The sequence below is a fragment of the Streptomyces sp. NPDC058697 genome, from assembly GCF_042715345.1.
GTDB lineage: Bacteria > Actinomycetota > Actinomycetes > Streptomycetales > Streptomycetaceae > Streptomyces > Streptomyces liliifuscus.
Map to the genome: position 1 here is coordinate 315,529 of NZ_JBHXSU010000003.1, position 15,306 is coordinate 330,834.

The window sequence follows — 15,306 nt, forward strand, 5'->3', positions numbered from 1 at the left end:
GGTCGGCGGGCGTTCCAGTGCAACAGGACACACCCTCCGGGCATGACCGCCCAGCGGTCATGTACTAGAGTTATCTCGACATCGAGATATCTGCCGAGGCGTGCCGCAGCCGCCCGGACCGGTAAGGGTTACCTAACTTAGCCTTACCTTAGCGGATCGGCCAAGAGGGCGTGGCGGCAGGATGCGGTGGTACGCGCACATGAATGAAGGAGACTGTCGTGTCGGCGAACAGCTTCGACGCCCGTAGCACGCTCAGCGTGGGCGACGAGTCGTACGAGATCTTCCGGCTGGACAAGGTGGAAGGCTCGGCCCGCCTTCCGTACAGCCTCAAGGTCCTGCTGGAGAACCTGCTCCGTACCGAGGACGGCGCGAACATCACCGCCGACCACATCCGTGCTCTTGGCGGCTGGGACTCGCAGGCCCAGCCCAGCCAGGAGATCCAGTTCACGCCGGCCCGCGTGATCATGCAGGACTTCACCGGTGTGCCCTGTGTCGTGGACCTCGCGACCATGCGCGAGGCCGTGAAGGAGCTCGGCGGCGACGCGGCGAAGATCAACCCGCTGGCCCCCGCCGAGCTGGTCATCGACCACTCCGTCATCGCCGACAAGTTCGGCACCAACGAGGCGTTCGCCCAGAACGTCGAGCTGGAGTACGGCCGCAACCGCGAGCGCTACCAGTTCCTGCGCTGGGGCCAGACCGCCTTCGACGAGTTCAAGGTTGTCCCGCCGGGCACCGGCATCGTCCACCAGGTGAACATCGAGCACCTGGCCCGGACCGTCATGGTCCGCAACGGGCAGGCGTACCCCGACACCCTCGTCGGTACGGACTCGCACACCACCATGGTCAACGGCCTGGGCGTACTGGGCTGGGGCGTCGGCGGTATCGAGGCCGAGGCCGCGATGCTCGGCCAGCCGGTCTCGATGCTCATCCCGCGCGTCGTCGGCTTCAAGCTCACCGGTGAGCTGACCCCCGGCACCACCGCCACCGACCTCGTGCTGACCATCACCGAGATGCTCCGCAAGCACGGTGTCGTCGGCAAGTTCGTCGAGTTCTACGGCGAGGGTGTGGCGGCCACGAGCCTCGCCAACCGCGCCACCATCGGCAACATGTCTCCGGAGTTCGGCTCCACCGCCGCGATCTTCCCGATCGACGGCGAGACGCTGAAGTACCTGAAGCTGACCGGCCGCAGCGAGCAGCAGGTCGCCCTCGTCGAGGCGTACGCCAAGGAGCAGGGCCTCTGGCTCGACCCGGCCGCCGAGCCCGACTTCTCCGAGAAGCTGGAGCTGGACCTCTCCACGGTCGTCCCGTCGATCGCCGGTCCCAAGCGCCCGCAGGACCGGATCGTCCTCGCGAACGCCGCCGAGCAGTTCAAGAGCGACGTCCGCAACTACGTCGACACCGCCGACGAGGCCGGCAAGGAGTCCTTCCCGGCCTCCGACGCCCCGGCCAACCACCCCAACGGCGCCCCGTCCAACCCGGTCACCGTGACCGCCGCCGACGGCTCCACGTACGAGATCGACCACGGTGCGGTGACGGTCGCGGCCATCACCTCCTGCACCAACACCTCGAACCCGTACGTCATGGTCGCCGCCGCGCTGGTGGCCAAGAAGGCGGTCGAGAAGGGTCTGACCCGCAAGCCGTGGGTCAAGACCACCCTCGCCCCGGGCTCCAAGGTCGTCACCGACTACTTCGACAAGGCGGGGCTCACCCCCTACCTCGACAAGGTCGGCTTCAACCTCGTCGGCTACGGCTGCACCACCTGCATCGGCAACTCCGGCCCGCTGCCGGAGGAGGTCTCCAAGGCCGTCAACGACCACGACCTGGCCGTGACCTCGGTGCTCTCCGGCAACCGCAACTTCGAGGGCCGGATCAACCCCGACGTCAAGATGAACTACCTGGCGTCCCCGCCGCTGGTCGTCGCGTACGCCCTCGCGGGCTCCATGAAGGTGGACATCACGCGCGACGCGCTCGGTGTCGACCAGGAGGGCAAGCCGGTCTTCCTGACCGACATCTGGCCGACCGAGGCCGAGGTCAACGACGTCGTGGCGAACGCCATCGGCGAGGACATGTTCAACAAGTCCTACCAGGACGTCTTCGCGGGCGACGCCCAGTGGCAGGCGCTGCCGATCCCGACCGGCAACACCTTCGAGTGGGACCCGCAGTCCACCTACGTGCGCAAGCCCCCGTACTTCGAGGGCATGACGATGGAGACCACCCCGGTCTCCGACATCACTGGAGCGCGCGTCCTCGCCAAGCTGGGCGACTCGGTGACGACGGACCACATCTCGCCCGCCGGCGCCATCAAGGCCGACACCCCTGCCGGCAAGTACCTCACCGAGCACGGCATCGAGCGGCGTGACTTCAACTCCTACGGCTCGCGCCGGGGCAACCACGAGGTCATGATCCGCGGCACCTTCGCCAACATCCGCCTGCGCAACCAGATCGCGCCGGGCACCGAGGGCGGCTACACCCGCGACTTCACCGTCGACGGCGGCCCGGTCTCCTTCATCTACGACGCCTCGCGCAACTACATCGAGCAGGGCACCCCGCTGGTCATCCTGGCCGGCAAGGAGTACGGCTCCGGTTCGTCGCGCGACTGGGCGGCCAAGGGCACCGCGCTCCTGGGCGTCAAGGCCGTCGTCGCCGAGTCGTACGAGCGCATCCACCGCTCCAACCTCATCGGCATGGGCGTCATCCCGCTGCAGTACCCGGAGGGCCAGTCCGCCGAGTCCCTCGGCCTGACCGGCGAGGAGGCCTTCTCCATCGCCGGCATCACCGAGCTGAACGACGGCACCACCCCCCGTACGGTCAAGGTCACCACCGACACGGGTGTGGAGTTCGACGCGGTCGTCCGCATCGACACCCCCGGTGAGGCCGACTACTACCGCAACGGCGGCATCCTGCAGTACGTGCTGCGCAGCCTGATCCGCAAGTAGGCGGAAGCCGCAAGTACGCGGTCCAGTACGGCAGTTGAGGGCCGCACTCCCCAAGGCGGGGGTGCGGCCCTTTGCCGTGTCGTGTGCGAGAGGTGCCTCGGGGGGAGGAGGGGGTTACACCCAGCCCCGCTGAGCGGCCCGTACCCCCAGCTGGAACCTGCTTGCCGCGCCCAGCCGTTCCTGGAGTTCGCTCACCCGGCGCCGCAGGGTTCTGAGGCTGACGCCCAGATGGCGGGCCACCGCCTCGTCCTTCATGCCGGCCGCCAGCAGCCTGATCAACACCCGCTCGCCCTCGGGGAGTTCACCGCTCCCGGCTGTCCGCCCGAGCGGGGTCGCCTGCTGCCAGGCCAGGTCGAAGAGCTTCTGCAGGGCCTCGGTCACCGCCGAGTGCCGTACCACGACGGCGCAGTAGCCGCCCGTCTCGGAGGCGGTCAGCGGGAGCATCGCCCGACGCCCGTCGACCAGCAGCATCTTGACCGGTACCGAGGGCAACACCCGGGCCTGCTCGCCGAGTTCGACCATCTTCCAGGCGTGCGTCAGTACGTCCGGGTCCTCCAGGGCGGTCGCCGCGTAGACCGCGCGATAGACGACCCCGCGGCTGAGCAGATCGGCCTGGAGGTCCAACTGCGGGGTGCGCGGGGCGAGATACGGGGGAGTGTCGAAGAGACACACCTCGTGCTCGGCGCGTGCGTACAGCTCCTCCAGGCGCGCCGCGTTGGCGCCCTCGCCGGAGACGACCTCGACCAGCCGGGCGGGTTCCTCGCGCAGCAGCCCGGCCTCGTAGGCGGTGGCCATCTCCTCGGCGGTGGCGGCGAGCAGTTCGGACTCCGTCTCGCGCCGCCGGATCAGCGCGCGGATCCCCACCCGTGGGTCGACCGCGCGTAACCCGCCCATGGAGTCCGGGGGTTGGAGAAGTCCGAGCGTCAGCAACCGGTTGCAGGACTCGCGCACCCGCGTCGGCGGGCCACCCGTGAGCAGCGCCCAGCCGGCCGCACCGGCGTCGGGCTGGTTGAGGATCGACTGGTACACCAGCTCGTCGAAGGCGGAGACCCCCACCGCGGCCCAGGGGCTCGCGGCGGAGGTCTGTCGTGCCGTGTCGTATGCCGTGTTCACCATGGCCCGGCACGGTAGAGGATCTTTGTCAAGGCTGATACACCGCGCCGGGCCGGCGGCCGCTTCGGTCCGACCGCGCCGGGCGAGTGGCTGCCCCGGGCCGACGCGATGGGCGAGTGGCTGTTCCGGGCCGACGCGATGTGTCGGCAGGCGGCTACTTCAGGCCGAAGGCCCGCAGTACGGTCTGGTCGATCCCGTTGCCGTCCCGGTCCGTGGCCCGCACGCGCAGCGACACCGACTCGGCGCCCTTCGCCGGCCTGAACCGCGCCTGGCCGTTCTTGACCTTCACCTCCTTCCAGGACGCGCCGTCGTCGTAGGAGGCCCACGCCTTGAGCGTCTTCGCCCGGACGCTTCCCAGCTGGTTCGCGACCGGCAGTCCGATCTCCAACTCCCGGTCGTTCCTGCCCCGGTTGAGGAGGTCGAGGCCCTTGGGGGCGATGCCGACAGTGAGCAGCGGCAGCGCGGTCTTGGCGTCGGTGTGCGCCGAGGCGAAGGTCCACTCGGTGTGCGTGTTCGTGGAGTACTTCGCCCAGGCCGCCCGGCGCTGCACGTCCAGCTCGAAGCGGTACGAGGCCTTGTCCGGGGCCACGTTGAAGACGCCGTACCCGCCGAGCGTCGAGTCGCCGACCAGTTGCCCGTCCGCGTAGAGCTTGCCCTTCGCGGTGCTGTCGGTGCCGTCGATGTATCCGTAGTGGCCCGGCGTGGAGTCGGTCAACTCCGCCACCGAGAGCGTGAGTTTGTCGCCTTCGCGTACGGAGAGGCCGTACTCCTCGCTGGTTCCGGGGCGGATCACCTGGCGCAGCCAGTTCTCGGCGGGCTCGGTGGCCGGCCTGCTGAAGGTGTGCAGCGGGCTCCACTGGCCCCTGAACGCATTCCAGTTGGGGTGGACGACGTGCCAGGTGCGGGTGTCGGGGTCGACGTAGTAGTACTCGTCGCGTTCCGTGCCCAGCTGCATGTACTTGCTGCTCTCGATGCCGAAGAGCTGCCAGGGGCGGAAGGTGTACAGGGCGTCCGCGCCGATCTCGCCGGCCGTGGCTCCGTGGTAACGGGCAGGCCGCTTCACCGTGTTGGACCTGTCCAGGGTGTACGTCTGGTTCCCGGAGACGGATCCGCTCTGCGCGGCGAGCAGGTTGTAGACGTACGGACTGACCGGCGTGCCGCCCAGCTTCAGTGTGACCTTCTTGCCCGTCTGCTTGCCGGACTGCAGGAGGCCGGTGAGCTTGGCGCCCTCCTCGCCGGTGGCGATCATCAGCGGGACGGTGGTCGCGCGGTCCACGGCCTCGATCCAGAAGCCGGGCTTGTCGCGGTACACGATGAGGTAACCGGCCCCGGCCTTGGTCGCGTTGTCCAGGGCGCTCTGTGCGCGGTCCGCGGCGCCGACCCTGACCACCGCGACCTTGCCCTTGACGTCGAGACCCGCGAAGTCGGCCTCGGTGCCGCCGCCCGCGTCCACCGCCTGGACCTTGCGGTCACCGCTGATCTTCAACGGGAAGTCGTTGTAGGTCTGGGAGTAGTAGAGCGAGGACAGCTCGACCTTCTCGGGACTGGTGACGCTCGCCGTCAACTCCTTCGCGTAGAGCCGGAACTTGGCGGAGAACTCCAGGGTCCCCTCGGTGACCTTCTCGGTCGGCGTCACATAGACGTGGTCGGTCCAGAAGCCCTGGCTGTAGGTGAGGCCCCAGCCGCCGCCCGGCCCCTCGCGGTGCACGTTGGTGCTGAAGCCCTGGAACTCGGAGTCCTGCTTGGTCTTCTGCTTGATCTCCACCGCCTTGCGGGCGTCCAGGACGACCTCGGTGTCCTTGCCGACCTTGATCTCGGGGCTGATGACGACGGACGTGCCGACGGCCACCCCACCCGCGTCGCGGTCCGGGATCCAGGTCGACATGGAGTAGGTGCCGGCCGGCACCTGCCAGGTCCAGCCGGTGCCGAGGAAGCCGTACTCGTCGGGATAGGCGCCGTTCAGCTCCATGAGCGTGTAGATCGAGCCCCCGGTGGGCGGCTTGCCGTCGCGGCCCAGGAGCGAGACCTTGAGGTCGTACGTCTTCGGCGCCTTCTCGAAGCCGACGGCCGTGGTGACCTGGATGCCGTCGGCCGTCGCCGTGACATGGCCCGTGTGCCGGCCCTGGGCCTCCTTCCCGGGGTCGACGCCGACCGGGACCGTGGCGGTCGCCTTCGCCGGAACCGTCACCGTACCGTCGCCCGGGACGGCCGCGGCGAGCGAGGAGGCGACCTTCAACTCCACTGCCGTATCAGTGGTGTTGGTGTACGTGATGTCCTTGCTGACGACCCCGGCGTCACCGTCCTCGAACCTGCCGAGGCTCAGCGCTGGTGTCGCGAAGACACCCTGCCGGACCGCCCGTACGGCGTCGACCCTGCCGTCGCCCTGCTCGAACACGGAGTTGTCGGCGTTCGTCTTCGCCGTACTGGCAAGGGACTGCTTGATCTGCTGGCCCGTCCAGTCCGGATGGGCCTGCGCGACCAGGGCCGCCGCGCCCGAGGCATGCGGCGTCGCCATCGAAGTGCCGCCCGCCGTCGTGTAGTTGGCGTTGATCGGCGTACCCATGGAGGTGCCCGAGGCGCGGGCCGCCGTGATGGCCGCACCCGGGGCGGTGATCTCCGGCTTGACCGCGGAGTCGCCGAGGCGCGGGCCGCGACTGGAGAACGGGGCGAGCTTGTCGTCCTTGTCGACCGCGCCCACCGTCAGCGCCGAGTCGGCGATGCCAGGAGTGCCGATGGTCTGCTCGTACGGGCCGGCGTTGCCAGCCGCGACGACGAAGAGGGTGCCCGTGGAGGCGGAGAGCTCGTCGACGCTCTGGCTGAGCGCGTCGGAGGGGCCCGACGCCGTACCGCCCAGCGACATCGACACGATCTTCGCGCCGGAGCGGGCCGCCCACTCCATGCCCGCGATGATCCACGAGGACTGGCCCCGGCCGTCGTTGCCCAGCACCTTGCCGACCAGCAGCTCGGCGCCCGGCGCGACTCCCTTGCGTTTGCCCTCGGATGCCGCGCCCGAGCCGACGATCGTGGACGCCACATGCGTGCCGTGACCGTGACCGTCCTGCACAGCCTGGTCCGGTACGAAGCTCTGCGACTCGGCGACCTTCCCGGCGAGGTCCGGGTGCCCGGTGTCCACGCCCGTGTCCAGGACCGCGACCTTGACGCCCTTGCCGTCGTACCCCGACCGCCACACCTCGGGCGCGCCGATCTGCGGCACGCTCACGTCGAGGGACGCCTTCACCTTGGCGTCCAGCCAGATCTTCTCGATGCCGTCGCCGAGTTGCCGCGCGGCCTTCGAGGTCGCTTCGGTGCCGAGCGCGGGGGCGATGTCCGACCAGAAGGCGGTGGACTTCTTCGCGCTGAGCGCCGCGCCGTCGATGCCGGGCAGCGCGAGCGTGCGGCGCGCGCCGTCCGGAGTCTCGCTGCCCTTGCTGTAGGTGGCGATGACCGGGGTGGTGCCGGTCCTGGCGTCGGCGTACCCCTGCTTCACCAGCTGGGTGATGTTGAAGAGGGCCGGATCGAGGCGGCCCGCCCGGAGCAGCGGGACGGCGTCCGCGGGGATGACGCTGATCTCGCCCTTGCGCTCGCTGGACAGAAAGGTGGCGGCCTCCCGGCCCTTGCCGCGCCGGACGTCGACGGCGTTCTTGCCGTCCGCCCCCGCGGTGATCGACACGGTGTCGCCGGTGAGAAGGGTGACGGTCCGGGTGCCGGTGGCGCCTGGTGTGGTGACGCTGGGCACGGGCGTGGCACCCGGATCGGTGACCGGGGACTCGGGGCCGGCCATCGCCGGGGTGATGGCCCCCGCAAGCAGTGCGGCCGCTCCTGCCACGGCCCAGAGGGCGTGGAGTCTTCGCATGTGTGGACTTCCTCCCCTGAACTCTGCAAAGGCTTCCGGCCTGGTGGGCGGAAGCCATGGAACAGAGTGAGCGGTGTGCGGAAGGCGCTTCAAGGGATTCCTGTGGCCAGGGCGTGCCAATGCACCCTTCGGCCACGGCAGTCGACGGAGGCGGGGCCGTGCTCCCGACCAGGGCGCGGCCCTTCGCCTCGCAGGGGCCCGAACGGCGGGGCCTGTTGCGGCCCTTACACCCAGCCGCGTTGGGCAGCCCGTACCCCCAGTTGGAACCTGCTCGCCGCCCCCAGCCGGTCCTGCAGTTCACTCACCCGCCGCCGCAGGGTTCGCAGGCTCACTCCCAGATGGCGGGCCACCGCCTCGTCCTTCATCCCGGCCGCCAGCAGCCGGATCAACGTCCGCTCGCTTTCCAGGAGTTCACCGTCGCCGGTCGGCTGGCCGAGCGGTGTCGCCTGCTGCCAGGCCATTTCGAAGAGCTTCTGCAGGGCTTCGGTGACCGCCGAGTGCCACACCACGACGGCGCAGTAGCCGCCCGCCGCCGAGGCGGTCAGCGGCAGCATCGCCCGGCACCCGTCGACCACCAGCAGCTTGAGGGGCACGGACGGCAACACCCGCGCCTGCTCACCGAGTTCCACCATCTTCCAGGTGCGGGACAGTATCTTCGGGTCCTCCAGGGCCGTCGCCGCGTACACCCCGCGAGAGACGATCCCGCGGCGCAGCAGATCGGCCTGGAGATCCGCCTGCGGTGCCGGCGGGGCGAGATACGGCGGCGTGTCGAAGAGGCACACCTCCCGCTCGGCGCGTGCGTACATCTCCTCCAGACGTGCCGCGATGGCGCCTTCGCCGGAGGCGACCTCGATCAGCCGGGACGGTTCCTCCCGCAGCAGCCCGGCCTCGTACGCGGTGCCCATCTCCTCGGCGGTGGCCGCGAGCAGTTCGGACTCCGTCTCGCGCCGGCGGATGAGCGCGCGCACCGCGACCCGGGGGTCGACCGCCCGTAACCCGCCCATGGAGTCCGGCGGCTGGAGCAGCCCGAGCCCGAGGAGTTGGTTGCAGGTCTCGCGCACCTGGGCCGGCGAGCCGCCGGTCAGCAGGGCCCAGCCGGCGGCACCGGCGTCGGGCTGATGGAGGATCGCCTGGTACACCCGCTCCTGGAAGGCGGACACCCCCACCGCGGCCCAAGGGCTCGCGGCAGGGGCGCGTCCAGCCGTGTTCCGTCCCGCCGTGCCATATGCCGTGTTCACCATGGCTCGGCACGGTAGGCGATCTTTGTTAACTCTGCTGTCGTACCGGTCCGGGCCGCCGTCTACTTCAGGCCGAAGGCCCGCAGGACGCTCTGGTCGACCGTGTTGCCCTCCCGGTCGGCGGCCCGTACGCGCAGGGACACGAACTCGGCGCCCTTCGGGTGCTTGAGTTCCGCCTTGCCGCCCCGGACCTTCACCTCCTTCCAGGACGCGCCGTCGTCGTACGACACCCAGGCCTTCAGTTCACGGGCCGTGATGCCCGACTTCTGGTCCCGCACGGAGAGTTCGAGCTTCGACTTCCGCTTTGCCTCCGCCCGGTTGAGCAGGTCGAGCCCGTCCAGGCCGTAGTCGACGGAGAGCAGCGGCAGCGCGGTCTGCTGGTTCGTGTGCGCCGACGCGAAGGACCATTCGGTGTGGGTGCTGGTGGAGTACATGGCCCAATTGGCCTTGCGCTGCGCGTCGAGCACGAAGCGGTACGAGGCCTTCGTCGCCGGGACGTCGAAGGTGCCGTAGCCGCCGAGCGCGCTGTTGCCGACCAGCTTCCCGTCCGCGTACAACGTGCCCTTCGCGGTGTCCTGGGCGCCGTCCACACTCGCGTAGTGACCCGGTGTCGCGTCGCTCAACTCCGGCACCCTGAGGGCGAGTTTGTCACCGGTGCGCTGGGAGAGGCCGTACCGCTCGCTGGTCGCCGGGCGGACGACCTGCCGCAGCCACTGCTCGGTGGGCGCCCTGCCCGCCTTGTCGAAGGTCCGCAGGTCGTTCCACTGACCCCTGCCGGTCTGCCAGTTCGGGATGACGGTGTTCCAGATGCGGGTGTCGGGATCGACGTTGTAGTACTCGGTGCGTGTCGTGCCCAGGGGGATGTACTGGCTGGTCTCGATGGCGGCGCCCTGCCACGGGCGGTACCGGTAGACGGCGTCCTTGCCGACGTCACCGGCCCGGCTCCCGTGGTAACGGACCTTCTGCTGCACGGTGTTGGAGTTGTTCAGTGTGTACGTCTGGTTCTTCGAGATGGCGCCGGTCTGCGGGAACATCACGTTGTAGACGTACGGGCTGACCGCGGTGCCGTCCAGTTTCAGCGTGACCTTCTTCCCGCTCTTCAGCAGCACGCCGAGCTTCGCACCGTCCTCGCCGGTGGCCACCATCAGCGGGATCGTCGCGCTGTCCACCCAGGAGATCCAGTACCCGGGCTTCTCCTGGTACGCGATGACGTAACCGGCCCCGGCCTCGCTCGCGTTGGCCAGCGCCTCGTCCGCGGTCTTCCCGGCGGCCAGCCGGACCACCGCCACCTTGCCCTTGACGTCGAGCCCCTGGAAGTCGGCCGTGGTGCCGCTACCGGCGTCCACCGCCCGCACCGTGCGCTTTCCGCTGAACTTCACCGGAAGGCTGTCGTTCTGCGAGTAGTCGAGAGGCAGCGCGTACTTCTCGGGGCTGCTGACGCTCGCCGTCAGCTCCTTCTCGTACAGCCGGAACTTGGAGGAGAACTCGAACATGCCCTCGGTGACCTTCTCGGTCGGAGCGACATAGACGCGGTCGGTCCACCAGTTCTGGGCGTAGGTCGCTCCGAAGGCGGTTCCGGGCCCTTCCCGGTGCCAGTTGGTGCTGAAGCCCTGGAACTCGGAGTTCTCCTTCGTCCTCGGCTTGATCTCGACGGCCTTGCGGGCGTCGAAGACGACCTCGGTGTCCTTGTCGACCTTGATCTCCGGATCACCGACGACGGAGGTGGCGACCTCCAGTCCGGCCGCGTCCCGCTCCGGGATCCAGGTCGCCATGGAGTACGTACCGGCCGGCACCTTGAAGGTGTAGCCGCGGCCGAGGAACCCGTGGCTGTCCGGGTACGCGCCGTTCAGCTCCTGCAGCACGAAGAGCGACGCCGAGGTCGACGGCTGGCCGCTCCGGTTCACCAGCGAGACCTTCAGGTCGTAGGTCTTCGGCAGTTTCTCGAAGCCGACGGCCGTGGTGACCCGGATGCCGTCGGCGCTCGCGGTGACATGGCCCGTGTACCGGCCCTCGGCCTCCTCGGCCGGGTCGACCGTGACCGCGACGGTGGCGGTGCCCTTCGCGGGGACCGTCACGACATCCGCGCCCAGGGCGGCCTCGGTGAGCGAGGACGCCAGCTTCAACTCCACTGCCTTGTCGGTGGTATTGGTGTACGTGATGTCCTTGCTCGCGGCCTCGGCTCCGTCGGCCTCGTATTGGCCGAAGCTGAGCGCCGGGGTGGCGAAGACGCCCTGCCCGACCGCCCGTACGGCGTCGACGCGGCCGTCGCCCTGCTCGAACACGGAGGCGTCGGGGCTGGTCTTGGCAGTGGTGGCCAGGGCCTGCTTGATCTGCTGTCCCGTCCAGTCGGGATGCGCCTGCGCCACCAGTGCCGCGGTGCCCGAGACATGCGGCGTCGCCATCGACGTGCCGCTCGCCGTCGTGTACCTGTCGTCGACAGGCGTGCTCCCCGGCATGTTCGTGCCCAGGGAACGGGCCGCCGTGATCCCCACGCCCGGCGCGGTGATCTCCGGCTTGATGGCCGAGTCGCCGAGCCGTGGGCCGCGGCTGGAGAACGAGGCCAGCTTGTCGGACCCATCGACCGCGCCCACGGTCAGCGCGGAGTCCGCGATGCCCGGGGTGCCGACCGTCTTCTCGGACGGGCCGGAGTTACCGGACGCGATCACGAAGAGGGCGCCGGTGGACGCGGACAACTCGTCCACGGTCTCACTCAGCACGTCGGAGGGGCCGGACGCGTCACCGCCCAGCGACATCGAGACGATCTTCGCACCGGAGCGCGCGGCCCAGTCCATGCCGTCGAGGATCCAGGAGGTCTGGCCGCGGCCGTCGTTGCCCAGTACCTTGCCGACCAGCAGCTCCGTACCGGGTGCCACGCCCTTGCGCTTGCCGTCGGAGGCGGCGCCGGAACCGGCGATCGTGGACGCGACATGGGTGCCGTGGCCGTGGCCGTCCTGCACGGTCTGGTCCGGTACGAAGCTCTTCGTCTCCGCGAGCTTTCCCGCCAGATCCGGGTGGCCGGTGTCCACGCCCGTGTCCAGGACGGCGACCTTGACGCCCTTGCCGTCGTAGCCCGACTGCCACACCTCGGGCGCGCCGATCTGCGGGACGCTCTTGTCGAGGGACACCTTCACCTTGGCGTCCAGCCAGATCTTCCCGATGCCGTCGCCGAGCTGCTTCGCGGCCTTCGTGGTGGGTTCGGCGCCGAGCGCGGGGGCGATGTCCGCCCAGAAGGCGGTGGACTTCTTCGCGCTCAGCGCTGCTCCGTCGATCCCCGGGAGTGCGAGTGTGCGGCGCGCGCCGTCGGGCGTCGCGCTGCCCTTGGTGTACGTGGCGATGAGCGGGGTGGTGCCGGTCGTGGCGTCGCTGTACCCCTGCTTCACCAGCTGGGTGATGTTGAACAGGGCCGGATCGAGGCGGCCGGCCTGGACGAGCGGGATCGCGTCCGCGGGCAGCACGCTGATCTCGCCGTCGCGTTCGGTGGACAGGAAGGTGGCGGCCTCGCGGCCCTTGCCGCGCCGGACGTCGACGGCGTACCTGCCGTCCGGACCGGCGGTGAGCGACACCGTGTCGCCTGTGAGGAGGGTGACGGTCTGCGTGGTCCCGGCGCGGGATTCCGCTCCGGTTCCCGCGCCGGTCCTCGTGGTCGCGTCGGACTTGGTGACCGGGTCTCCGGGACCGGCCGTCGCGGGCGTGACTGCCCCCGCGAGCAGTCCGGCAGCTCCGGCCACGGCCCAGAGGGCGTGGTGTCTTCGCATGGGTGGACGTCCTCCCCTGAACGCTGACAACGCTTCCGGCCTGGTGGGCGGAAGCCAGTGATCAGAGTGGGTGCCGCGCGGCAGGGGGCTCAAGGGATTCGCGTGGCCGAGGAATGCCAATGCCCCTTTTGGCCAGGGGAGTTGATGGGCCGCCTACGCCCGGAGGCGGGTCGCCGTCTGCCCCGGCCCGCCGGGTCGCACGGCTGCGGCTCAGGCGGAACACAGCGTTCTGCCAGCGAACCGGGACAGGATCAAGACATGTCTGGCATCCGAAGGGAGCACGTCCGCGTGCTGAACGTCGACGACGAAACCGGCCACACGGGACGGCGCTCCGCGGTCGGCACGGGGTCCGTGACCGGGGTCGGCACCGGGTCCGTCACCGCGACCGGTGGGCGGCCGTGCCGGGTGGTGGACGGCGCGTCCGTGCCGTGCGTCGGGCGCAGCGGGATTGCGCACAGCGATGGTGCGCGCAGCGGGATTGCGCACAGTCGCGGGGCGCGCGGCGGCGTCCGGCGCGGCGACGCCCTCGACGGAACGCGACGCGACACGGACGGGCCGGAGCACCGGCCGGACGGGCCGGAACCCCGCGCGGACGGACTCAGTTCGGCGCCGACGACCCACGCCGGACGGGGTGCCGCGTATGCCCGCAGACCGACGGAGGTCGGGAGATGAGTTCGCGGCTGCGACTGCGGCTCCGCCTGCCCGGGCGATCGCAGCGGGACCGTTCCCCGCGCGGACGCTCGCTGCGGTCCCGCCTTCCGCTGCTCGTCGGAGTCACCCTCGTCGCCGTGTGCGCGGTGACGGCGCTCACCGTCTTCTTCGTCCAACGCGCCTATCTGCTCGGCGACCTGGACCAGCGAGTCACCGACGCAGCTGAGCGTGTCCAGGGCGGGACCTGGGGCACGACCCAGGCCGGGCCGGCTACCGTCACGGACCCGGCGTTCCCCCAGCGAGGTCAGGCCGTCGGCACGATCGCGGGAACACTCGAAGCCGACGGATACGTGTCCGCCGCCCGGGTCGTCCCCCAGGACGGCGACCCGCGAAGTCTCAGCGCCGCCCAACGCGCCGCACTCGACGGCATCGAGCCCGACGGCTCCCTGCACACCCGGACCGTGCCCGGCCTCGGCACCTACCGGGTCACCGCCCTCGCCGACAGCGGGCACGCCGTGCTCACCGGCCTGCCGATGGACGGCGTACGGGACATGATCCGGGACCTGGTCGTGGTCGAGGCAGTGGTCGCCGCCGTCGGTCTCGCCGCCGCGGGCTGCGTCTGCGCCGTCGTCATACGGCGTCAACTGCGGCCGCTGGGACGGGTCGCCGCGGCCGCCGTCGAAGTCTCCCGCTCGCCCCTGGACCGGGGCGAGTACACCGGCCCGACCCCCGCAACCGGCCTCACCCGTGTATCCGGCCTCACCCGCGTATCCGAACGGGACACCGACCCCGGCAGCGAGGCAGGCCAGGTCGGCGCCGCGCTCAACCGCATGATCGACCACGTGGAGTCATCGCGCGCGGAGCGGCAGCGCGGCGAGGAGGAGATCCGCCGCAGCGAGGAACGCACACGCCGCCTCCTCGCCGACGCCAGCCATGAACTCCGTACGCCCCTCGCGGCCATCGCCGGATACGCGGAACTGATGAACCGCGGCGCGGGCATGATCGAGCCCACGCTGGCCTGGCGGAGGGTCTCCGCCGAGTCGGCGCGGATGACCGGACTCGTGGAGGACCTGCTGCTGCTCGCCCGGCTCGACGAGGGACGGCTGCCCCACTCCGCCGAGGCGGACCTTGCGGCCCTGGTCGCCGACGCCGTGTGGGACGCGCGGGCCGCCGGGGACGAGCACGACTGGCAGCTCGGGCTGCTCCTCGACACCCCGGCGCTCGTCGTCGGCGACGAGGCCCGGCTGCACCAGGTGGTGGCCAATCTGTTGGCCAACGCGCGTATGCACACACCTGTGGGCACGACCGTCGTCACCTCGGTCGAGGCCACGGACGAGCGCCGCGTCATCCGGGTACGCGACAACGGCCCCGGCATCCCGCCCAGCCTGCTCCCCAGGGTTTTCGAACGCTTCACCCGCGCCGACGTCTCGCGCTCCCGCCCGGACGCCAGGTCCGGCGGCTCCGGTCTGGGCCTCGCCATCGCGGCGGCGATCACCCAGGCACACGGAGGCCGGATCGGGGTCGAGAGCGAGCCGGGACGCACGGAGTTCACCATCGAACTGCCCGCCATCGGGATGCCCAGACTGCTGCCCGTGGACACGGTCTCGGCTCCCTCGACGCCGACCCAGCCCCAGCTCCAGCCCCAGGCGCCGAAGCCGACCCAGACCCAGGCGCCGGCGCCAACACGAGCCCCCGACATCGCCTCCTCGTCCATGAGCTGACGGCGACCGGTTTCCCAACCGTCGCGAGGGCCGCACCCA

At 70.3% G+C, this 15,306-nt stretch carries 7 protein-coding genes; 3 read left to right on the top strand and 4 right to left on the bottom strand.

Annotation, left to right across the window (positions count from 1 at the left end):
• Positions 1-218 precede the first annotated feature (218 nt).
• Positions 219-2,936 carry an aconitate hydratase AcnA gene (acnA, locus tag ACFWXQ_RS09275; protein ID WP_189841248.1) on the top strand — a complete coding sequence of 906 codons (2,718 nt, stop codon included), beginning with the start codon at positions 219-221 and terminating at the stop codon, positions 2,934-2,936.
• Positions 2,937-3,050: 114 nt separating this feature from the next.
• On the opposite strand, the gene ACFWXQ_RS09280 is transcribed toward acnA, so the two are convergent.
• The 4 genes from ACFWXQ_RS09280 to ACFWXQ_RS09295 form a co-directional block, all read right to left on the bottom strand.
• A complete protein-coding gene (locus tag ACFWXQ_RS09280; RefSeq protein WP_383941400.1) occupies positions 3,051-4,052 on the bottom strand; it encodes a helix-turn-helix transcriptional regulator in 1,002 nt (333 codons plus the stop codon).
• A gap of 151 nt (positions 4,053-4,203) precedes the next feature.
• Positions 4,204-7,902 carry a S8 family serine peptidase gene (locus tag ACFWXQ_RS09285; RefSeq protein WP_383941398.1) on the bottom strand — a complete coding sequence of 1,233 codons (3,699 nt, stop codon included), beginning with the start codon at positions 7,900-7,902 and terminating at the stop codon, positions 4,204-4,206.
• A gap of 224 nt (positions 7,903-8,126) precedes the next feature.
• Entirely contained in the window at positions 8,127-9,143 is a 1,017-nt protein-coding gene (locus ACFWXQ_RS09290; RefSeq protein WP_383941395.1) for a response regulator transcription factor, read from the bottom strand.
• 59 nt (positions 9,144-9,202) lie between these two features.
• Positions 9,203-12,895 (bottom strand): S8 family serine peptidase, encoded by a 3,693-nt coding sequence (locus ACFWXQ_RS09295; RefSeq protein WP_383941392.1) that lies wholly within the window; start codon positions 12,893-12,895, stop codon positions 9,203-9,205.
• Between the two features lie 258 nt (positions 12,896-13,153).
• Here ACFWXQ_RS09295 and ACFWXQ_RS09300 point away from each other — a divergent pair, with 258 nt between their 5' ends.
• Positions 13,154-13,567 carry a hypothetical protein gene (locus tag ACFWXQ_RS09300; RefSeq protein WP_383941389.1) on the top strand — a complete coding sequence of 138 codons (414 nt, stop codon included), beginning with the start codon at positions 13,154-13,156 and terminating at the stop codon, positions 13,565-13,567.
• Positions 13,564-15,267, top strand: a complete 1,704-nt coding sequence (locus ACFWXQ_RS09305; RefSeq protein WP_383941386.1) for a sensor histidine kinase — start codon at positions 13,564-13,566, stop codon at positions 15,265-15,267. Before ACFWXQ_RS09300 ends, ACFWXQ_RS09305 begins: the two co-directional genes overlap by 4 nt.
• Positions 15,268-15,306 lie beyond the last annotated feature (39 nt).

Coding starts and splice junctions, on each gene's coding strand:
- ACFWXQ_RS09300 (WP_383941389.1), top strand. CDS start 13,154: ATGTCTGGCATCCGAAGGGAGCACGTCCGCGTGCTGAACGTCGACGAC.
- ACFWXQ_RS09285 (WP_383941398.1), bottom strand. CDS start 7,902: ATGCGAAGACTCCACGCCCTCTGGGCCGTGGCAGGAGCGGCCGCACTG.
- ACFWXQ_RS09295 (WP_383941392.1), bottom strand. CDS start 12,895: ATGCGAAGACACCACGCCCTCTGGGCCGTGGCCGGAGCTGCCGGACTG.
- ACFWXQ_RS09280 (WP_383941400.1), bottom strand. CDS start 4,052: ATGGTGAACACGGCATACGACACGGCACGACAGACCTCCGCCGCGAGC.
- ACFWXQ_RS09305 (WP_383941386.1), top strand. CDS start 13,564: ATGAGTTCGCGGCTGCGACTGCGGCTCCGCCTGCCCGGGCGATCGCAG.
- ACFWXQ_RS09290 (WP_383941395.1), bottom strand. CDS start 9,143: ATGGTGAACACGGCATATGGCACGGCGGGACGGAACACGGCTGGACGC.